Source organism: Streptococcus sp. 121, from assembly GCF_016458205.1.
Lineage (GTDB): Bacteria > Bacillota > Bacilli > Lactobacillales > Streptococcaceae > Streptococcus.
The window spans coordinates 1-18,111 of record NZ_JAEMED010000016.1; the positions used below are offsets into that span (position 1 = coordinate 1).

16 protein-coding genes, 1 tRNA gene and 1 pseudogene are annotated in these 18,111 nt (G+C 40.2%); 4 read left to right on the top strand and 14 right to left on the bottom strand.

Annotated features, from left to right (window positions below; all coding sequences use genetic code 11):
• Positions 1–181 precede the first annotated feature (181 nt).
• The 8 genes from JEQ21_RS04500 to yfmF all read right to left on the bottom strand — a co-directional run bounded on the left by JEQ21_RS04500 (position 182) and on the right by yfmF (position 7,372).
• Complete coding sequence (locus JEQ21_RS04500) at positions 182–859, bottom strand: peptidoglycan-binding protein (protein WP_199364215.1); 678 nt, start codon at positions 857–859, stop codon at positions 182–184.
• Between the two features lie 115 nt (positions 860–974).
• Complete coding sequence (locus JEQ21_RS04505) at positions 975–1,769, bottom strand: energy-coupling factor transporter transmembrane component T family protein (protein ID WP_196967578.1); 795 nt, start codon at positions 1,767–1,769, stop codon at positions 975–977.
• Entirely contained in the window at positions 1,762–2,601 is an 840-nt protein-coding gene (locus JEQ21_RS04510) for an energy-coupling factor transporter ATPase (RefSeq protein ID WP_196092252.1), read from the bottom strand. Before JEQ21_RS04510 ends, JEQ21_RS04505 begins: the two co-directional genes overlap by 8 nt.
• Entirely contained in the window at positions 2,577–3,410 is an 834-nt protein-coding gene (locus JEQ21_RS04515) for an energy-coupling factor transporter ATPase (protein ID WP_199364217.1), read from the bottom strand. Before JEQ21_RS04515 ends, JEQ21_RS04510 begins: the two co-directional genes overlap by 25 nt.
• The gene (gene pgsA, locus JEQ21_RS04520; RefSeq protein ID WP_199364219.1) at positions 3,407–3,946 is read right to left on the bottom strand and encodes a CDP-diacylglycerol--glycerol-3-phosphate 3-phosphatidyltransferase; all 540 of its coding nucleotides are present in this window, start codon (positions 3,944–3,946) and stop codon (positions 3,407–3,409) included. Before pgsA ends, JEQ21_RS04515 begins: the two co-directional genes overlap by 4 nt.
• 10 nt (positions 3,947–3,956) lie before the next feature.
• On the bottom strand, positions 3,957–4,835 hold the full coding sequence (locus tag JEQ21_RS04525; protein ID WP_199364221.1) for a helix-turn-helix domain-containing protein: 879 nt from the start codon (positions 4,833–4,835) through the stop codon (positions 3,957–3,959).
• 18 nt (positions 4,836–4,853) lie between these two features.
• Positions 4,854–6,119, bottom strand: a complete 1,266-nt coding sequence (yfmH, locus tag JEQ21_RS04530) for an EF-P 5-aminopentanol modification-associated protein YfmH (protein WP_199364223.1) — start codon at positions 6,117–6,119, stop codon at positions 4,854–4,856.
• Positions 6,116–7,372 carry an EF-P 5-aminopentanol modification-associated protein YfmF gene (gene yfmF / locus JEQ21_RS04535; protein ID WP_199364225.1) on the bottom strand — a complete coding sequence of 419 codons (1,257 nt, stop codon included), beginning with the start codon at positions 7,370–7,372 and terminating at the stop codon, positions 6,116–6,118. The genes yfmH and yfmF overlap by 4 nt, the downstream gene beginning before the upstream one ends.
• 122 nt (positions 7,373–7,494) lie before the next feature.
• On the opposite strand from yfmF, the gene yaaA reads away from it, so the two are divergent.
• A complete protein-coding gene (yaaA, locus tag JEQ21_RS04540) occupies positions 7,495–7,848 on the top strand; it encodes a S4 domain-containing protein YaaA (RefSeq protein ID WP_199364228.1) in 354 nt (117 codons plus the stop codon).
• Between the two features lie 2 nt (positions 7,849–7,850).
• Positions 7,851–8,945, top strand: a complete 1,095-nt coding sequence (recF, locus tag JEQ21_RS04545; protein WP_199364230.1) for a DNA replication/repair protein RecF — start codon at positions 7,851–7,853, stop codon at positions 8,943–8,945.
• A 236-nt stretch (positions 8,946–9,181) separates the two neighbouring features.
• Here recF and JEQ21_RS09895 read toward each other — a convergent pair.
• The 5 genes and pseudogenes from JEQ21_RS09895 to trpS all read right to left on the bottom strand — a co-directional run.
• Positions 9,182–9,502: pseudogene (locus JEQ21_RS09895) on the bottom strand (IS4 family transposase); the annotation flags it as partial.
• A 118-nt stretch (positions 9,503–9,620) separates the two neighbouring features.
• Positions 9,621–9,902: a transposase gene (locus JEQ21_RS10265; RefSeq protein WP_199364238.1), complete on the bottom strand. Its 282-nt coding sequence runs from the start codon at positions 9,900–9,902 to the stop codon at positions 9,621–9,623.
• Positions 9,903–10,072: 170 nt separating this feature from the next.
• The gene (locus JEQ21_RS09900; RefSeq protein WP_199364247.1) at positions 10,073–10,360 is read right to left on the bottom strand and encodes a transposase; all 288 of its coding nucleotides are present in this window, start codon (positions 10,358–10,360) and stop codon (positions 10,073–10,075) included.
• A 294-nt stretch (positions 10,361–10,654) separates the two neighbouring features.
• Entirely contained in the window at positions 10,655–12,136 is a 1,482-nt protein-coding gene (gene guaB, locus JEQ21_RS04560; RefSeq protein ID WP_196092320.1) for an IMP dehydrogenase, read from the bottom strand.
• Between the two features lie 99 nt (positions 12,137–12,235).
• On the bottom strand, positions 12,236–13,258 hold the full coding sequence (trpS, locus tag JEQ21_RS04565) for a tryptophan--tRNA ligase (protein WP_199364249.1): 1,023 nt from the start codon (positions 13,256–13,258) through the stop codon (positions 12,236–12,238).
• A 315-nt stretch (positions 13,259–13,573) separates the two neighbouring features.
• Between trpS and JEQ21_RS04570 the strand changes: the two genes are divergently transcribed.
• Positions 13,574–15,196 (top strand): ATP-binding cassette domain-containing protein, encoded by a 1,623-nt coding sequence (locus JEQ21_RS04570; protein WP_199364258.1) that lies wholly within the window; start codon positions 13,574–13,576, stop codon positions 15,194–15,196.
• Between the two features lie 82 nt (positions 15,197–15,278).
• The gene (locus JEQ21_RS04575; protein ID WP_199364260.1) at positions 15,279–17,822 is read left to right on the top strand and encodes a YfhO family protein; all 2,544 of its coding nucleotides are present in this window, start codon (positions 15,279–15,281) and stop codon (positions 17,820–17,822) included.
• Between the two features lie 213 nt (positions 17,823–18,035).
• Here JEQ21_RS04575 and JEQ21_RS04580 read toward each other — a convergent pair.
• Positions 18,036–18,107 (bottom strand) — tRNA-Glu (locus JEQ21_RS04580).
• Between the last annotated feature and the right edge of the window lie 4 nt (positions 18,108–18,111).

Consider the following 18,111-nt stretch of genomic DNA (forward strand, 5'->3'; position numbering starts at 1 on the left):
GATTTCGCTATCCCTTCCTCTCCCCGCTACCTCACGATAGTCAGGCTTGGGAGTCGCTATTGGGTTCACCGGTAGCAGGTGCCCACAGAGGACTTACACCTCAGATGTACGACATGCCCGTCGTACCGGAAAAACGCCTGAGACCCAAATCTCTAGGCGTTCTTTTTCTATAATTTGTATATTAATAACCCCAAGCAGCAAGTCCTTGATTGCTATAAGCATTGTAGGCAGCTTGAATTTGATCTTCAACACTGGCTGTTGAACCCCAACCTGGCATGGTTTGGAAAAGTCCACTTGCACCCGAAGCATTAGCTGCATAGATATCTCCGTTTGATTCACGAGCAATAATATTTTCCCATGTTGCAGCTGAAACACCCGTTAATTCTGCCATGCGAGCAGCTGCGTATTGTCCGTGTTCACCAGCAGTATTTCCATTGGCCAGAACAATTGAACCCACTGCTGTAGTTGAGGAGTTTACTTGAGCAACTGGTAAGCTTGCTGGAGCTGTATAAGTATGATTTTCCGCTGTATCTACCAATGCAGTTACTTGAGTAGTCTCTGTAGAATTGCTTGAAGGATTCGCTTTCAAAAGTTCAACTTCAGTTGCAACTTTTGACTCTGCACTAGTTGCTGTTTCCTCTTGTACTTTTACTTCTCTCTTAGATGATGATTTCACTTGAGAAGATGAAGCTTTGTAAACAGTACTTGAAGATACTGTTTCTTTCTTTTCGATTGTTGAAGATGCTATTTCTTTACTTCCAGTATAGTTTTCTGCTAGTACAGTCCCTCCAATTACAAGGGCTGATGCAGCTGTTAGAATTCCAAAGTTTCTATACTTTTGTTTTTGTTCTTTACGCATTCTTATCTCCTTTTTATCTATCCCTATCATACAAAGTGTTTATTACTCTTTTTTATAGAAAAGGTAACGTTTGTTACAAGGAGATGATATTTACAGTGTTTTTCTGTAATAAATGCTAATTTTTAAGGAAAAACAAAGCCAGAGCTAGACAGAAGAGTAAAAAGATTGACAAGCTATCTGCTGATTTCCAAGTAAGTTTACGATAACTTGTACGGTCAGCACCAACCTGATAACCACGTGCCTCCATGGCAGTCGCCAAAGAATCCGCCCGTTTAAAGCTCGAAGCAAAGAGAGGAATTAAAATCGGAATAAACGATTTAGCCTTTTCGAGAAGATTTCCCTCCCCAAAGTCAACACCACGCGCTCTCTGTGCGTTCATAACCTTTACAGTATCATCCATCAACGTAGGAATAAATCGTAAACTCATTGACAACATTAAACCAACTTCTTGTACCGGAAAACGGACCACTTTTAAGGGTTTCAATAAGGATTCGATCGCTCTCGCCAAGGTAAGGGGCATTGTTGTCAAGGTTAAGACTGTGGACCACAATATAATTGTCAAGAACCGAATAAAAATAATCGCAGCCTGAATCAATCCTTTGTCAGTTATTGTCAACCATCCCCATTGAAGTAGGGGGTCGCCAGAGTTTAGAGTAAATAGTTGGAAAGAAATTGTAAATAAAATCAGAAACCACATAGGTTTCAAGCCGTCCCAATAAACTTTCAAGGGTAAACCTGATAATAATAAAAGACATGCCGTCACTAACAAAACAAGAACATTTGTAACAAAATTGTTAGCCCAGAAAATCATCAGAACAAAGGCAAACATTCCCAAAAGTTTAGCCCTTGGATCTAGACGGTGAATAAAGGAGGAGCCTGGAATATACCGACCTAGAATCAACTTATCCATGGAAAACCTCCTTAAATTCCTTCAAAGTTGTTGGCAACCGATCAAAAGGGTATCCACGTTCTCTCAACGCTAAGGCAAAGCGAGTAATTTTGGGAAGACCTAAGTGTAGCCTTTCCATCCTTTCCACATCTTGAAATAATTCACTAGGAACCCCTTGAGCTTCCAATCGCCCCTTTGAAAGAAGATACACATAGTCTGCATAATTAGCCACGTCATCCATCAGGTGAGTCACCAAGATTATTCCAATTCCCTGGGCATGCAAATCAGAAAATAACTGCATAAATTCTTTACGTCCTGCTGGATCAAGTCCTGCTGTCGGCTCATCTAGAACCAAAATTTCAGGCTCCATGGCTAAAATCCCTGCCAAGGCGACACGACGCATTTGACCACCAGAAAGCTCAAAGGGACTTCGTTCAAAGAACTCAGGCTGAATGCCAACCATTGATAACTTTTCTCTAGCAATTCGATCAGCTTCCTCCTGGGATATACCAAAATTTTGTGGACCAAAAGCAACATCTTTTAACACAGTTTCTTCAAACAATTGGCTTTCAGGAAATTGGAAAACCAATCCGATTTTTTTCCGAACCTGCTTAATATCCTTCTGTTTACGACCGGCTTCCAAAATCAATGTGCCCACTTGTAAGTGACCTTTAGTTGGGAGTAACAAACCATTTAACAATTGTAGAAGCGTTGACTTACCACTTCCAGTGTGTCCAATGATCGCAGTGTATTGATCCTCAACAATGTCTAAATCAATATCAAATAAAGCTGGTCCTTCAAAAGGCGTCCCTGCTTGGTAACTATAACTTACATTGGAAACTCTAATTCCCATAAATAATCCTGCAATTCTTTTTCTGATAAATATGTCGGGCTATTTGGCCCCAAATCCAGCTCTTTTAGAAGTTGACTGGAAAAAGGGACATCTAAACCCAGTGCTTCTAAACCTTGACGTTGAAAGAGTTCTCCTGGTGTCTGGATAGATTCCACCTGTCCGTTTTTCATCACCAAGACTCGGTCACTAAGTGTCACCTCTTCTAAGTCATGGGTAACAGAAACTATCGTTAAATCCTCCTGCTTCCGAATATGAGAAATAGTCTCCATTAATTCCTGGCGACCTTCTGGATCTAACATGCTAGTGACCTCATCGAGGAGGATAATTTCGGGTTGAAGGGCCAGTACACCTGCAATGGCAACACGCTGCTTCTGTCCTCCGGATAGTCGTGCAGGTTCCCGGTCACGAAACTCCCACATATTCACGGCTTTCAGGGCTGCTTCTACACGATTTTGCATTTCTTCTCTTGGAACTTGATTATTTTCCAAGGCGAAAGCTACGTCATCCTCTACAGTTGCTCCGACAAACTGATTATCTGGATTTTGAAAAACAATACCTACTTGCTGTCTTTTTTCCCAAATGTTTTCTGCTGTCAGAGGTTCTCCATTTATGATAATTTGGCCTTCATCTGCTTCTAGAAGTCCATCTATCAGTCGTACAAGGGTGGATTTGCCACTCCCATTATGTCCGACAATCGACATCCATTCTCCTTGTTTCACGTGAAACTCAACCTGATTCAGGGTAGGGTGTTCATTGTCTTTTTGGTAACGGAAGCTGAGTTTACGAACTTCGATTTTCTTTTTTTTCATTTAAATGTATCCTTAAACAAGAAGGACGCGCCTTTGAAGTAGTCGTATCCAGAGTAAAGCGTAAAGAATAAAGCGATATAGAGTGTTATGTCAGCTAATAGGTGAAAATGGAGAAGATAGAAAATAATGGCAAACATTTGAGAGAAGGTTTTAATTTTCCCTGGCATGGCTGCGGCCAAAATAGTCCCCCCTTGTTCAACAAGGAGTAGGCGCAAGCCCGTTACGGCTAATTCACGGCAGACAATCAGAGCCGCAATCCAGGCAGGAATGAAATCTAGACCTACTAGCAAGATAAAGGCAGACATTACCAGTAATTTATCCGCCATTGGGTCTGCGAACTTCCCAAAATTTGAAACAACTTGCCACTTTCTGGCCAAATAACCATCTAAATAGTCAGTGAAACTAGCCACTGCAAAAATAAGAGCCGCTAACCAGTGCAGGTCTGACCGACCTGGCAAACTAAGTAAAAGAATAAATAGAGGGATCATGGCGATCCGTATCAAGGTAAGTAAATTAGGGATACTTTCTTTTTTCATTGCTATCTCACTATTCTAAGCTGTCATTCTCAAGACTAGCTTCGGTGACGTTAGTCTCTTGCTCTACTGTGTTGCCACTATTTTCACTTGACGAAGTCATCTGTGAACTGGTGCGCAATACCAGAGTAATCGGCTCTGCAGGAAGATCGTCAAGTGGCACTTTTTGCCCATTTAAGGTCATTTCAACCGCAGTGGGATCACCTAATCCAATATAGAATTCATAGTTTGTTACCAACTCTGCTTCAAAGCTTGGATTGGCATTATTCAAAGTCACACCGTTTGCCACTTCCGTTTCAGAGACCGAAATCCAAGAACTGCCATTCCGAAGTCGACTCAATTTTAAATCGATAGGCTTATTAACACCAGAGGCTGTTACATAGGTAATACCATCGTAAGTAGACACGCTAATTGTTAAGTTCTCATCTTGTTCTTCAGACTGATTCGTCCCTTCCTCTGATTGACTGGAGCTGGTAATCGGTGTTTCTGAGACATGGTTAGTAGAGTAATTCCAAACAAAGTACACTACTGACCCAAGAATTCCCAGTGATATGAGTACAAAATAAAAGGCGGGTAGATAAGATTTTATTTTACGGCGTTCGATGCGAGTGGTTCGTCCCTTATCTTCATCAACTTCAATTTCATCGTAAGCCACCATAGAGCCATTTTCATAAGCTGCCAATAGAATTTTATCGTCGAGCCCTAATTCCCAGGCATACTTTTTAATAAAGGAGCGGGCATAGAAGGGACTGGGCATCTGGTCAAAGTCATTTTTTTCTAAAGCTTCCAAATATTCTAATTGAATGTCCGTAGCTTTCTGGATTTGACTTAATTTTTTTCCCTGATGAATTCGCTCTAATCGCAGCACTTCACCAATAGTAACTTTTCTCATATCAAGGTCCTTCTCTTTCTAGGTATAATTCGGTAATACAGTGAAATCCATCATGTCACAGTTCTCAATAAATTCACGTCCAACTTCAAGAACATCAACTAGATGAAGGGAGGGAAGAATGACAGGAAGGTCAAAAAGATTCACCCCCTCCTTTCCTACCATATAATTAGTAAGGATAAAATCATAGTTATCCAACTGTCTGATGAAGTCTCCATACATTTCATTTTTCAACAAATCCAAATGATCTTCAGATAGGTCACGAGATTGTTGAAACCTTCTAACAATAGTTCGCAATTGATGAGACAACGAAACAGGTTCATCCGTATCCAGGAAAAACAATACATGGTGATAGGCTTCCTGGACCTCAACTTCTAATTGAAAGGAATAATCAATCTTTCCCAAATCCAATAGATCCTGATAGCGTTGGGATGTCCATCCTAACAACATGGAAAAAAAGAGTTGTAACTTAATCTTATAAACAAATACATCTTGTCCTTGTAAAGATTGACCTCCTCGTAAACCAATCGCCAATTTTGCTTTTGAAATATCCATTCGAATAGACTGACCAGTAATAACAGATTCACGCTTTATTGAACGACGAGGAGGAAGAAGATCCGTCGGATTTGTCAATTTCGAAACAGACACTTCTAAATTCTCAACGATAAATTCAGGTTGAAAATCTCCAATTAAAAACAGATCCATGTTGTCAGCTCTGTAATAAGTGTTGTAAGCCTTTTGTAAATCCATTAACTGAATACGAGCTAGGGAATCTTCAGTCCCCACAATCTCTTGAGCCAAAGCCGTCTTAGGATACATCCTTGCTAAAGTTTCTGTAAACAAGACTTGATCAGGATCTGATTTGTACATTTCCAACTCCTGGCGGATAATGTCTCTCTCTTTATTAACAGCATCTTCACTCGTTGTAAAAGAGGATAGCATGTCAATCAACAATCGTGAATTCTCAATAATCTCTTGACTAGAAGAAAAAGTGTAGCCTGTGTAACCGTATCCTGTAAATGCATTACTATCCGTTGCAGACTCTGTAAACTTAAGTAAAAAATCATCCCCACTATCGGTTTCAAATATCTTGTGTTCTAAAAAATGAGCGATTCCAGATAAACTTTGCGCTTGATTATCTAAACTTCCAAAGTTGACAGTTAGTAACCCAGCATATTCCTTGAAATCTTTTTTGGGGAGCATTCGTAGTGTAAAGCCATTGGAAAAACGATAGGTAAACAAGCTTTCATCAATACTGGAAAAACGTTTTTCTTCTATTGCTTTCATAGATTACTCCCTTCCAAAAATGTCATGGATTGAAGCTGAAGACTTCTAGCCACAGCTTGGATCTCTTTTGTCGTCACAGCTTCGATAGCTTTTTTGAATGATCCATCAATCGAATAAGCAGCTCCAAACATCGACGTCTGATACATACGCTCCACTGAAGCCATCGGTGAATCTTCAATTTGAGTCATCAAATTCAGGAGCATTTTTTTACTCATAGATACCTGCTCCTCGCTGATTATTCCACGCCGTAACCGATTCACCTCTTGTCGAATTAGTTTGAAAATCTGATTCCGCTTTGATTTTTCAAAACCGATATACATCCTGAAGAGATGAGAGAATATATGGAGTTGGCTTCCGACCGTATAGGCTAGACCTTCTTCTTCTCGGATTTTTCGGAATAAAAAAGAATGAGGGAATTGTCCTAATAGCGCATTTAACAAAACCAAAGCAGGATAACTACTTTCATCACGAAAAACAGGGGTATGGTAAGCTAGATCCAAAACAGATTGTTGACCCAAGGCTTTTTGGAAATTTTCTCGAACTATACTGTTCTCTGGTTGATAATGTTGCAGATTTACCAGATCTTTCCTTGGTTCAAATCTCCAGGTTTGGATTCGATCTCGAACAGCAGATTCTGAAAACTCTCCAAAGAATAGGAAATCAATCCGGTCATATTGTAACATCCGTTGAAATTCTCGATAAACTGACCGGGCAGTTTCAGAATTTAGCAAATCCTTGGTCCCGTATTGGCTAAGAGACCAGTCGGGATGGTTTCCATAAAAACTCTTGATTGATTCAGCTTTAGCTAAGCTAAAATCGTTCTCCCTTTCCTTTTCAACCAAATCCATTAAATTCTGTTGTTCCGTAAGAAAGAGGCTCTCGTTGAATCCCTCATCCTCGACCAAAGGTTGGAAAAGAACAGAGTGGATCAATTCAAAGATATTTTCTAATAAAAACTGCTTCTTACTTATATAACGATCTTTCACAAATAGTAAATCAATGTCAACTATATGTAAATTCCCAATTGTGTGAATCGAAGTTGACAACTCAGCCCCATATAGAGAAGCCAAATGCCTTTGTAAATCCTTTAAACGTGGATAAGTTTTATTGGCTGTTTCTAAAATGGAGGCGACGATAGCCCTCGCTGAAACAGAATAGCGTGACAGAGAGGAGGTAAAGCGAATTTTGATAACATTGCTTTTAAATTTTTGACTATTTGTGACATGTAAATGTACACCGTCAACTAGTTTCATATTCACCTCGAAATTTAATCTATATAGGATTTCATTATACCACTAATCCCAATAAAAACATACTTTCCACACCGGAAAGCAAGAATAGATTGAGTATGCTATAATAGCCCCAGAGGTATATTATGGACTACAAATTATTTGATGAATTTATTACATTACAAGCCCTTTTAAAAGACTTAGGAATTATCCATAGTGGGGGTGCTGTGAAGGCTTTTTTAGCTGACAATCAAGTATTTCTAAATGGAAATGAAGAAAGCCGACGAGGTAAAAAACTCTACCTACAAGATCAGATTCAAATTCCCAATTTAGAAATAGAAATTCAGTTAGTGACTCCTAACCAAGATGAGATTTTAGAACACCGCGAAGCTCTTGCAGAAAAAGAACGTGTTGCTAAACTTGTCAAGGAATTAAATAAAAAACAAACTTCACATAAAGAAAAATCAAAAAGGAAACCTGTTCGGTTCCCCGGTAGGTAATCATGTGGTTAAAAGAACTGGAAATCCATCAATTCCGAAATTACACAGATGTAAAACTTCAATTTACACCTGGACTTACAGTCTTTCTGGGTCAAAATGCCCAAGGAAAAACAAACCTTCTAGAGGCCATCTACTTTTTGGCCCTCACTAGAAGTCACCGGACACGACTTGACAAAGAATTGACACAATTCGATACCGATAATTTTCGTTTGCAGGGACTTTTATCAAAATTGACAGGAACCCTTCCTCTGGAAATAACTTGGACAAGCAAGGGACGAATGACCAAAGTCAATCACCTAAAACAAGCTAAACTGTCCAATTACATCGGACATATGAATGTTGTCCTCTTTGCTCCTGAGGATCTACAACTGGTTAAAGGCTCACCCTCATTGAGAAGGAAGTTTATAGACATGGATTTGGGACAAATTAAACCCACTTATCTAGCAGAACTTTCTCAATACCAACATATCTTAAAACAGCGCAATACTTACCTGAAATCCGGACAGTCTATGGACAGCAACTACCTTGACGTCCTTGATGAACAACTAGCACAATACGGAGCTAGAGTCATCCAACATCGACTTCAGTTTTTATCTAATTTAGAAGCTGTTGCTAGAACTCAACAAGAACATCTATCCCATGATCGAGAATTTTTAACAATTCAATATGAAAGCTCTGTCGATTTACAGTCAGATTTACAATATCTTGTCAAAAACTTGATTGATGCCTTGCAAGAAAAAAGACAAAAGGATATCAAAAAGAGAACCACCAGTGTTGGTCCGCATCGAGACGATGTTCGTTTTTTTCTCAATGAAATGGATGCTAAGTTTGGAAGTCAGGGCCAGCAAAGAAGTTTGATTCTATCACTGAAATTAGCAGAAATTCAACTTATCAAAGATGTTACCAGAGAGAGTCCGATTCTCTTGTTGGATGATGTTATGAGTGAACTGGATAATCAGAGGCAGACACGCCTACTAGAAGCAATTAGTGGAGATATCCAGACATTCTTGACAACAACTTCACTTGATCATTTACAAGATTTACAAATTGATTTACAGATTTATAATATCCATAATGGCACAATTAAGCCAGAATAATACCCCAACACTGCCAAGTAATATTTACAAATCTACGGTCAATTGTTGCTTTGTCTATAAATGTTAGTGGTTGTCGAACAAGACCTTGAAAAAAACAGGCTAGATTACCAATGTCATTAAGTTAAGACCTAGAACCTAGAATAAGACCGGTTTTGAAAGTCCAAATCTACATAGGAGTTTCGAAAGTGGTCTTTTTGTGCATGCCAAATAAGGTTTTTTTAAGCCTTTTAAAAAAATTATGATTCTCTATAGATGAAGCTTACTACTGATTGATTTTTCAGTCGCCTTTTAAACGTCCGACCTGGACGAATGATTGATACATGTCTTTCTATGTAAGTTTTCAATTTAGAAGAAGTGAGCCTGTTTTTAAGAAATTGTTTGCAGGCATAAACCGCATCAGAAAAGCAAGTTCGGTAGTTTTCCAAGTTCGGCATTGTATCACTAACTTTCATGATGATCCACTTACAGAAGTTAAACTCTGTAAAACGTGCATAGATTTCTTGAAGAACACCTTCCTTCTTCTTTGCATGAAAATTAACCAGTCCTATAATAGACTTCCTGCGGAACTAATGTATTTGCTCCAATTTCTCAGCAAGAAATATCGTATAACCTCACTGAAATATCTTGTGACTCAGTCTTTTTTCAAGTGATAACTTCGATGAATCTCAAGTTCCATCACTGTTTTGCAGGAAGTCTAATACTATACTTTAGATTTCTAAAACTTGTCTCTATGCCCCATCTACGGGCATAGAGTTTTTTAATCTCCTCAAAAGGCACGGATGAGTTTGTAACAGGGACTTCATATTGTCCTTCATCTATCGGAAACTTTATAATTCGAAAATGCAGTTCATAAAATGGAGGATTACTTCCGTAGCTGATAGAGTCCGAGTGGAAATCAAATCTGGAATTATGGGAGACAAATCGATAATTCTTTTGTTTTGTTTGATTCCTAGACAATTTGATAGTAACCTCTTTTTCAATTGAAGTATCCGGTAAATGATACCTTGATGCAAAAGATTCCGGGCCATTCTAGACACGAATAATCTATTGCCATCCTTTTTCCTCAAAATGCGCCATAAGGTTGGTTATAACTTTCATATCCTCTGTCCATGACTACCAGGGCTGATTCAAAAGGGAGATACCTCCATCATGTCAATGACTACCTGTCGCTCATCTGCTTTTCTTTTATCTTGTACTATAACATCCGTATAAATGCCTGAGTTTAGGTCATAAAATACATTAAGATGAATCAGGTTATACGACTTCTTTCCATCACCACCTTGAAAAGAGCTCCCCTCATATTTTGAATTTCTAGGAATATTCACGTCACTTCCATCTGCAGCTAAAATAGGGATAGAATCATGCCAGCGAGCTTGTACAAAAGCAGACTCTGTAGTCCAAATATTGGCATCCACAATTCCTTAGAAATAGAATTTCCGGACATACCAAGGATTAGATTCAACATTTTATCGAGAGATAGTTCCCGATTACGAGTAAAATCATGTGGATTATGGAGCAAACTTCGTCTATCTCGCTCAATCACAGTAACAATACTATTTCGTAGATGCTTCTTTACTTGATTTGGCATTAGATATACCTCCCTTAGCTTAAGTATAGCAAAAAAGGGATTCCGGAAGTTCGACTAACGAGCTTCCAGAATCCCTTAACTTAATGACATTGGCAATCTAGCCTGTTTTTTTTTTGAATTCTTAATGCACTGAATAATTCGGTGCTTCATTGGTAATTTGAACATCATGTGGATGACTTTCTTTCAAGCCTGCACCACTCATCTCCATAAATTGTGCATTCTCACGAAGTTGAGATAGGTCTCCTGCACCAACATAGCCCATTCCAGACCGTAGACCACCGACCATTTGGAAGACAATATCAGATGCAGCCCCTTTATAAGCTACACGACCTTCAATTCCTTCAGGAACCAATTTGTTGGCTTCATTAACAGAACCTTGGAAATATCGGTCTTTCGAACCTTTTTTCATAGCTGCAAGACTTCCCATTCCGCGGTAGGTTTTAAATTTACGTCCTTGGAAAATTTCTGTCTCACCAGGAGCCTCATCGGTACCTGCCAACATAGAACCAAGCATAACTGCATGGCCACCTGCTGCAAGAGCTTTAACAATATCGCCTGAATACTTGATACCACCATCAGCAATGATTGTCTTTCCGTATTCACGCGCCACACCTGCTGCATCATAAATGGCTGTCACTTGAGGAACTCCAACCCCAGCGATAACACGTGTCGTACAGATTGAGCCTGGTCCAATTCCGACCTTAACAACATCAACACCAGCATCATAAAGGGCACGTGTTCCTTCTGCTGTTGCCACGTTTCCAGCAATCAAAGTCTTATCTGGGAATACTTCACGAATTTCGCGAATCTTGCGGAGCACACCAGCTGAATGACCATGAGCAGTGTCGATAACAATTGCATCCGCTCCTGCTTCAAACAAAGCGCGTGCTCGGTCAAAAGTATCAGAAGTAACCCCTACAGCTCCGGCTACTAGAAGACGACCATATTGATCTTTAGCTGCATTTGGAAACTCAATCACTTTTTCAATATCCTTGATGGTAATCAAACCAGCCAAAGAACCATCTTCATTTACTAATGGTAGTTTTTCAATACGATTTTGGTGAAGAATCCGTTCAGCTATCTCTAGATCTGTTCCAACGGGAGCAGTTACAAGGTTTTCACTTGTCATGTGCTCACGGATTGATTGACCAAAGTCAGTGATGAAACGCATGTCACGATTGGTAATAATACCGACTAATTTCCGGCTCTCAAGAGTATCTACAATTGGAACTCCACTAATACGGTAACGTTCCATCAACTCATTCGCTTCAGATACAGAGTGGTCCGGTGTCAAGAAGAACGGGTCCATGATAACGCCATTTTCAGAACGTTTAACCTTACGAACCTCTTCTGCCTGTTCTTCAATAGACATATTTTTATGAACAACTCCAAGTCCACCAGCACGAGCCATAGCAATGGCCATACGGCTATCTGTAACAGTATCCATAGCAGCTGAAATAATAGGGATATTCAAGGTTAGATTCGGCGCCAATTGCGTCTTTAGATTAATATCATTTGGCAACACGTGACTTTCTGCCGGAATGAGCAAAACATCATCAAAAGTGTAGCCCTTTTTTAGAAACTTAGTATCCCAATTTGACATGGTATTTCTCCTCTTTATTTATCTTTCATCAGGCCAATCCTGATAGGTTTTAAATATTTTATCACTCTTAAATGAATTGTCAACTAATATAACTTAGGATTAGAAATAGCGAATCCCCATAGCTTCCTTGACCTGATCAAGGGTTTCTGCAGCTACAGCCTGGGCAGCCTGACTGCCTTTCTTCAGCATGTCATAAACTTGTCCCATATCTTGGGCAAATTCTAATCGGCGCTCACGGATAGGCCCGAGTTCTCTTTCCAAAATCTCTAGTAAGTAACGCTTGGTTTTGACATCCCCTAAACCACCACGTTGGTAGTGATCTTTCATAGCTTGAATGGTATCCGCATCCTCAGGACGTCCAAAAACATCTAGGTAATAGAAAACCATGTTTCCTTCGACCTTCCCTGGGTCCTCCACTCGAATATGGTTTGGATCCGTATACATACTCATAACCTTCTTCTGCAAGGTATCCATGTCATCAGCAAGGTAGATTCCATTTCCCAAAGACTTGGACATCTTAGCATTTCCATCAAGTCCTGGTAAGCGCCCTGCTGATTCATTCTCAGGATAAATTCCTTCAGGCTCCACCAAGACATCCGTTTGATACGTATGATTAAAACTCCGTACAATTTCACGAGTTTGCTCAATCATCGGTTTTTGGTCATTTCCTACTGGAACATAATTAGCCTTAAAGGCCGTAATGTCCGCTGCCTGAGCAATTGGATAGACAAGGAATCCTGTTGGGATGCTCTCCCCAAAGCCTTTTTGCGCAATTTCTGTTTTAACTGTTGGATTCCGTTCCAAGCGCGCTAAAGAAACTAGATTCATATAGTACATGGATAGCTCTGCCAGCTCTGGAATTTGACTTTGAATGAAAATCGTACTCTTCTCTGGATCTAACCCAGCAGCTAAATAATCCAAGGCAACATTGCCAATAGATTCCACAATGGTTTGTGGGTCCTTAGCATGGTCTGTTAACGCCTGTTGATCGGCTAAAAATACATACATCTTGTGTTGGCCTTGCTCCTGTAACAAGACACGATTTTTCAAGCTCCCAACATAGTGACCAATATGGAGCTTCCCAGTCGGTCTATCGCCTGTTAAAATAATCGGTTTGGTCATATTAATCCTCTCCTTTTCTATGGTCGAATGATAAAAAGAAAAGTCCACACAGAAAAAACTCTGTGAGGACGATATACCGCGGTGCCACCTCGTTTATGGAAAACCATCTCTTTTCATCTATCCGATTGTCAGTTATCAGCCCAATCTTCACCTTGTTCCACACTTGTTTGCAGCAACCACAAGCTCTCTTTAGAGGAAGCAAAATTACTTTTCTGATGCATACTATTTTATAGTCTTCCTTATTTTAAGTCAAGATTTGATAAATGAGCCCCTTTCTAGTAAAATGAGACTAATATTAAAAATAGGAGAAGTCCATTGCTAACAGTATCAGACGTATCATTGCGATTCAGTGATCGCAAACTCTTTGATGATGTAAACATCAAATTTACAGAAGGAAATACCTATGGTCTTATCGGGGCCAATGGAGCCGGTAAATCCACTTTCCTTAAGATTCTCGCTGGGGATATTGAACCAAGCACAGGCCATGTCAGCCTTGGTCCAGATGAACGTCTCTCAGTTCTTCGTCAAAACCACTTTGACTACGAAGAGGAGCGCGTGATTGACGTGGTCATCATGGGAAATGAACATCTCTATAGCATCATGAAAGAAAAAGATGCTATTTACATGAAACCGGATTTTTCTGACGAAGATGGAGTTCGGGCAGCTGAACTCGAAGGTCTATTTGCAGAACTAGGTGGTTGGGAAGCCGAAAGTGAAGCTGCTCAACTGCTCCAAAACCTCAATATTCCTGAAGACCTACACTACCAAAACATGAGTGAACTAACCAATGGTGAAAAGGTTAAAGTCCTTTTGGCCAAAGCTCTCTTTGGTAAACCAGACGTTCTCCTCCTCGACGAACCAACCAACGGTTTGGACATCCAGTCCATTACTTGGTTAGAGAACTTTCTAATCGACTTTGACAATACCGTCATCGTTGTATCCCACGACCGTCACTTCCTAAACAAGGTCTGCACACATATGGCTGACCTTGACTTTGGAAAAATCAAACTCTATGTTGGAAACTACGACTTCTGGAAAGAATCTAGTGAACTTGCAGCTAAATTACAAGCAGACCGTAATGCAAAAGCAGAGGAGAAAATCAAAGAGCTCCAAGAGTTCGTAGCTCGATTCTCTGCCAATGCAAGTAAATCAAAACAAGCAACTTCTCGTAAAAAGATGCTTGACAAGATTGTCCTAGAGGAAATCATTCCATCTAGCCGTAAATACCCATTTATCAATTTTAAAGCCGAACGTGAAATCGGTAATGATCTCTTGACAGTTGAAAACCTAAGTGTCAAGATTGATGGCGAAGTCATCCTCGACAACATTAGTTTTATCCTCCGACCAGGTGATAAAACAGCTCTCATCGGACAAAACGATATCCAAACAACTGCACTGATTCGTGCCATTATGGGAGACATCGATTATGAAGGAACTGTCAAGTGGGGAGTGACAACTAGTCAAAGTTATTTACCAAAAGACAACTCTAAAGACTTTGCTGGTGACGAATCCATCTTAGAATGGCTACGTCAATTTGCAAGTAAAGAAGAAGATGACAATACCTTCCTTCGAGGCTTCCTAGGAAGAATGCTGTTCAGTGGTGATGAGGTTAACAAATCTGTCAATGTCTTGTCAGGTGGTGAAAAGGTTCGCGTTATGTTGTCTAAAATGATGTTGCTGAAATCCAACGTCTTAGTTCTGGATGATCCAACCAATCACTTAGACCTTGAGTCTATCTCTAGTCTTAACGACGGTCTCAAAAACTTCAAAGAGAGTATCATCTTTGCTAGTCACGACCATGAGTTTATTCAAACCCTAGCCAATCACATCATTGTTCTTTCCAAAAATGGGGTCATTGATCGTATCGACGAAACATACGATGAGTTCCTTGAAAATGAGGAAGTACAGGCTAAAGTTAAAGAACTTTGGAAAGATTAAACACATCATTTATATTTTTAATAAATACACTTCGAGGTCAGGACTAATGTCCTAGCCTCCCTTTTTATATATAGGATACATTATGAAACAGTTACTTAGAAGACACTATCTAACCTTTCTATCCTTCATTATTCCAGCACTTGGAATGCTTCTCCTCTATTATAGTCAGGGAATTTACTGGTCCAGTCCAACATCTCCTTTGCTAGGGGATGGCTTTCACCAATATGTCATCTTTGACACTGCTTTACGAGATATTTTACACGGAAAAGATAGCCTATTTTACAGTTTCACTGCTGGACTTGGTCATAATTTTTATGCTCTTAGTTCTTACTATCTAGGAAGCTTCTTCTCCCCCTTGGTTTACTTCTTTGATGCTAAAACCATGCCCAATTCTGTCTATCTCTTTACAATTTTAAAATTTGGATCCATTGGGCTAGCTAGTTTCATATCGCTCAAGGGGAGCTTCAAAAAACTATCCCCCTTCCTAGCCTTGGTACTATCACTCTGCTATAGTTTCATGAGCTTTACAGTGAGTCAACTTGAAATAAAGACCTGGTTGGATGTCTTTATTCTGGTTCCTTTAATCCTGTATGGTCTTGACAGGGTTGTCAAGGAGAATAAAGTAGGGCTTTACTTTGTATCCCTCACTCTCCTTTTAATTCAAAACTACTACTTTGGCTACATGATGGTCATCTTCCTTCCACTTTGGTATTTACTGCAACTAAGTTGGGATTTTAAGCAGCGCCTGTCAACTTTATCAAAATTTATCATCACCTCTGTTCTAGCTGGGACAAGTAGCGCCATCATGCTCTTACCAACCTTCTTGGACCTACGAGGTCACGGTGAATCCTTTACAGAGATTGACCGTCTCTTGACAGAGGCTTCTTGGTATCTTGATATCTTTGCCAAAACCTTAGTGGGGGCTTTTGATACTACCAAATACGGAGCCATTCCAATGATTTACGTCGGAATCATTCCACTAGTTCTAAGTCTGTGCTTCTTCCTGCTCAAATCCATTCCGTTTCACGTGAAACTATCCTATGGACTCCTTATCAGCTTCTTAATCGCTAGCTTCTACCTAGAATCCTTAGACCTTTTCTGGCAAGGTTTCCACGCGCCAAACATGTTCCTTCATCGCTACTCCTGGCTCTTCTCCCTACTGATTGTCTGGATGGCGGCCACTGTCTTGGAACGACTCGACCAGCTACAATTCAAACAAGTTCTCTTAGCCAGTCTCTTTCTCGCAGGCGGTTGGGGAGTAACCTGGTTCTTCTCGAAAGAGAACTATGACTTCTTGAACTCCACCCAGTTTCTTTTAACGTTTGAATTTTTAGGAGCCTATCTCCTCCTCTTCTGGGCTTACAAAAAGGCAAAATTGTCTTCAATCTTCTATACCCTAGCGGTTAGTTTCTTCCTAATCGTAGAACTTGGTTGCAATTCTTTTTACCAAATCCAAGGAATTGCGGCAGAATGGGGATTTGCCAGTCTCGATTCCTACAAAAGAGGACAAGAAGAAATCTTGCAGCTAAAAGAAACTATGGAGTCTGGCTTCTACCGAACTGAACTAACCCAAGTACAAACGGGGAATGATACCATGAAGCATGGTCTAAACGGTATTTCACAATTCTCATCTGTTCGAAATCGCTTAGCAAGTGGCACACTGGACGTTCTAGGTTACAAATCATCTGGTAGCAACCTCAACCTTCGCTATCAAAACAACACCATCCTAATGGATAGCCTCTTCGGTATCCGCTATATTATAGGTAAAAATCACCCGCCACGTCTCGGATTTAGCACTTTAGCTAGCGAAGGAGATTATCAGCTTGAGGAAAATCAATGGGCTCTACCACTGGCTTTTCTAACCCAAGAAACTTATGAAGATATTAAATTATCTACGCTAACCTTAGATAACCAAAGAGACCTGCTCCAACATCTGACTGGACTCGACTCTATCCTTTTCGATCAAGTTCCAATTTATGAAAGTAATACCGATCGTACAATCAAAAAAGAAGGAGATGCTCCCCCACAAACAACCTTTGTGGTAGAAGCACCAGCCAACCAGCAGCTCTACCTCAGTCTCCCAAATATCCAATTCCCAGATGAGGAAGACTCTGTCGTACAGCTGCTCATTGATGGTACCTATTACACCTATACGTTGGATAACACCTTTTCCTTCTTCGACTTGGGCTATTTCCCAGAGGCGAAGGAAGTCACCGTCAAACTCTTCTTCCCAGGTGCTACAGAAGCCAGCTACCAAGAACCTCATGTCTATAGTGTCCCACAAGAAAGTTTGGAAGCGATTTTCACTAAGCTAAAAGAAAACCAGACTGAGGTGCACACACAGGGAAATAGGATGGAAATCCGTTACCAAACAGACAAAGAAACCAGCCTCTTTGTAACCCTTCCCTACGACAAAGGCTGGAAAGCCTACCAAAATGGCAAAGAAATTCCAATCCGCCAAGCACAAACTGGATTTATGGCCGTTGATGTTACAAAAGGAACTGGCAAGGTCCAACTGATCTTTGTCCCACAAGGTTTCTACCTCGGCCTCTGGATTAGCCTTACTTCCCTCCTTCTTTTCCTAGCCTACCAGCATTGGCTAAGAAATAGATTCCAGACGAATTAGAATACAAATACTCCTTAAACTTCAACATCTGATGATAATAGTCCAAGTCCTGTTGAACATCTATTCCATTGGCTTTCTTAGTCATCTCGTCTAAATTTTTCGAGTATTCTATTTTTGAAATAAAAAGACGCATCTGATCAGCTTTTAAAGTTCTGAATGGATGCGTCTTATTTTTAGCAAGAAAAAAAGTCGGATAAACTCCGACTTCACCTATAGTCCGTACGGGATTCGAACCCGTGTTACCGCCGTGAAAAGGCGGTGTCTTAACCCCTTGACCAACGGACCATCC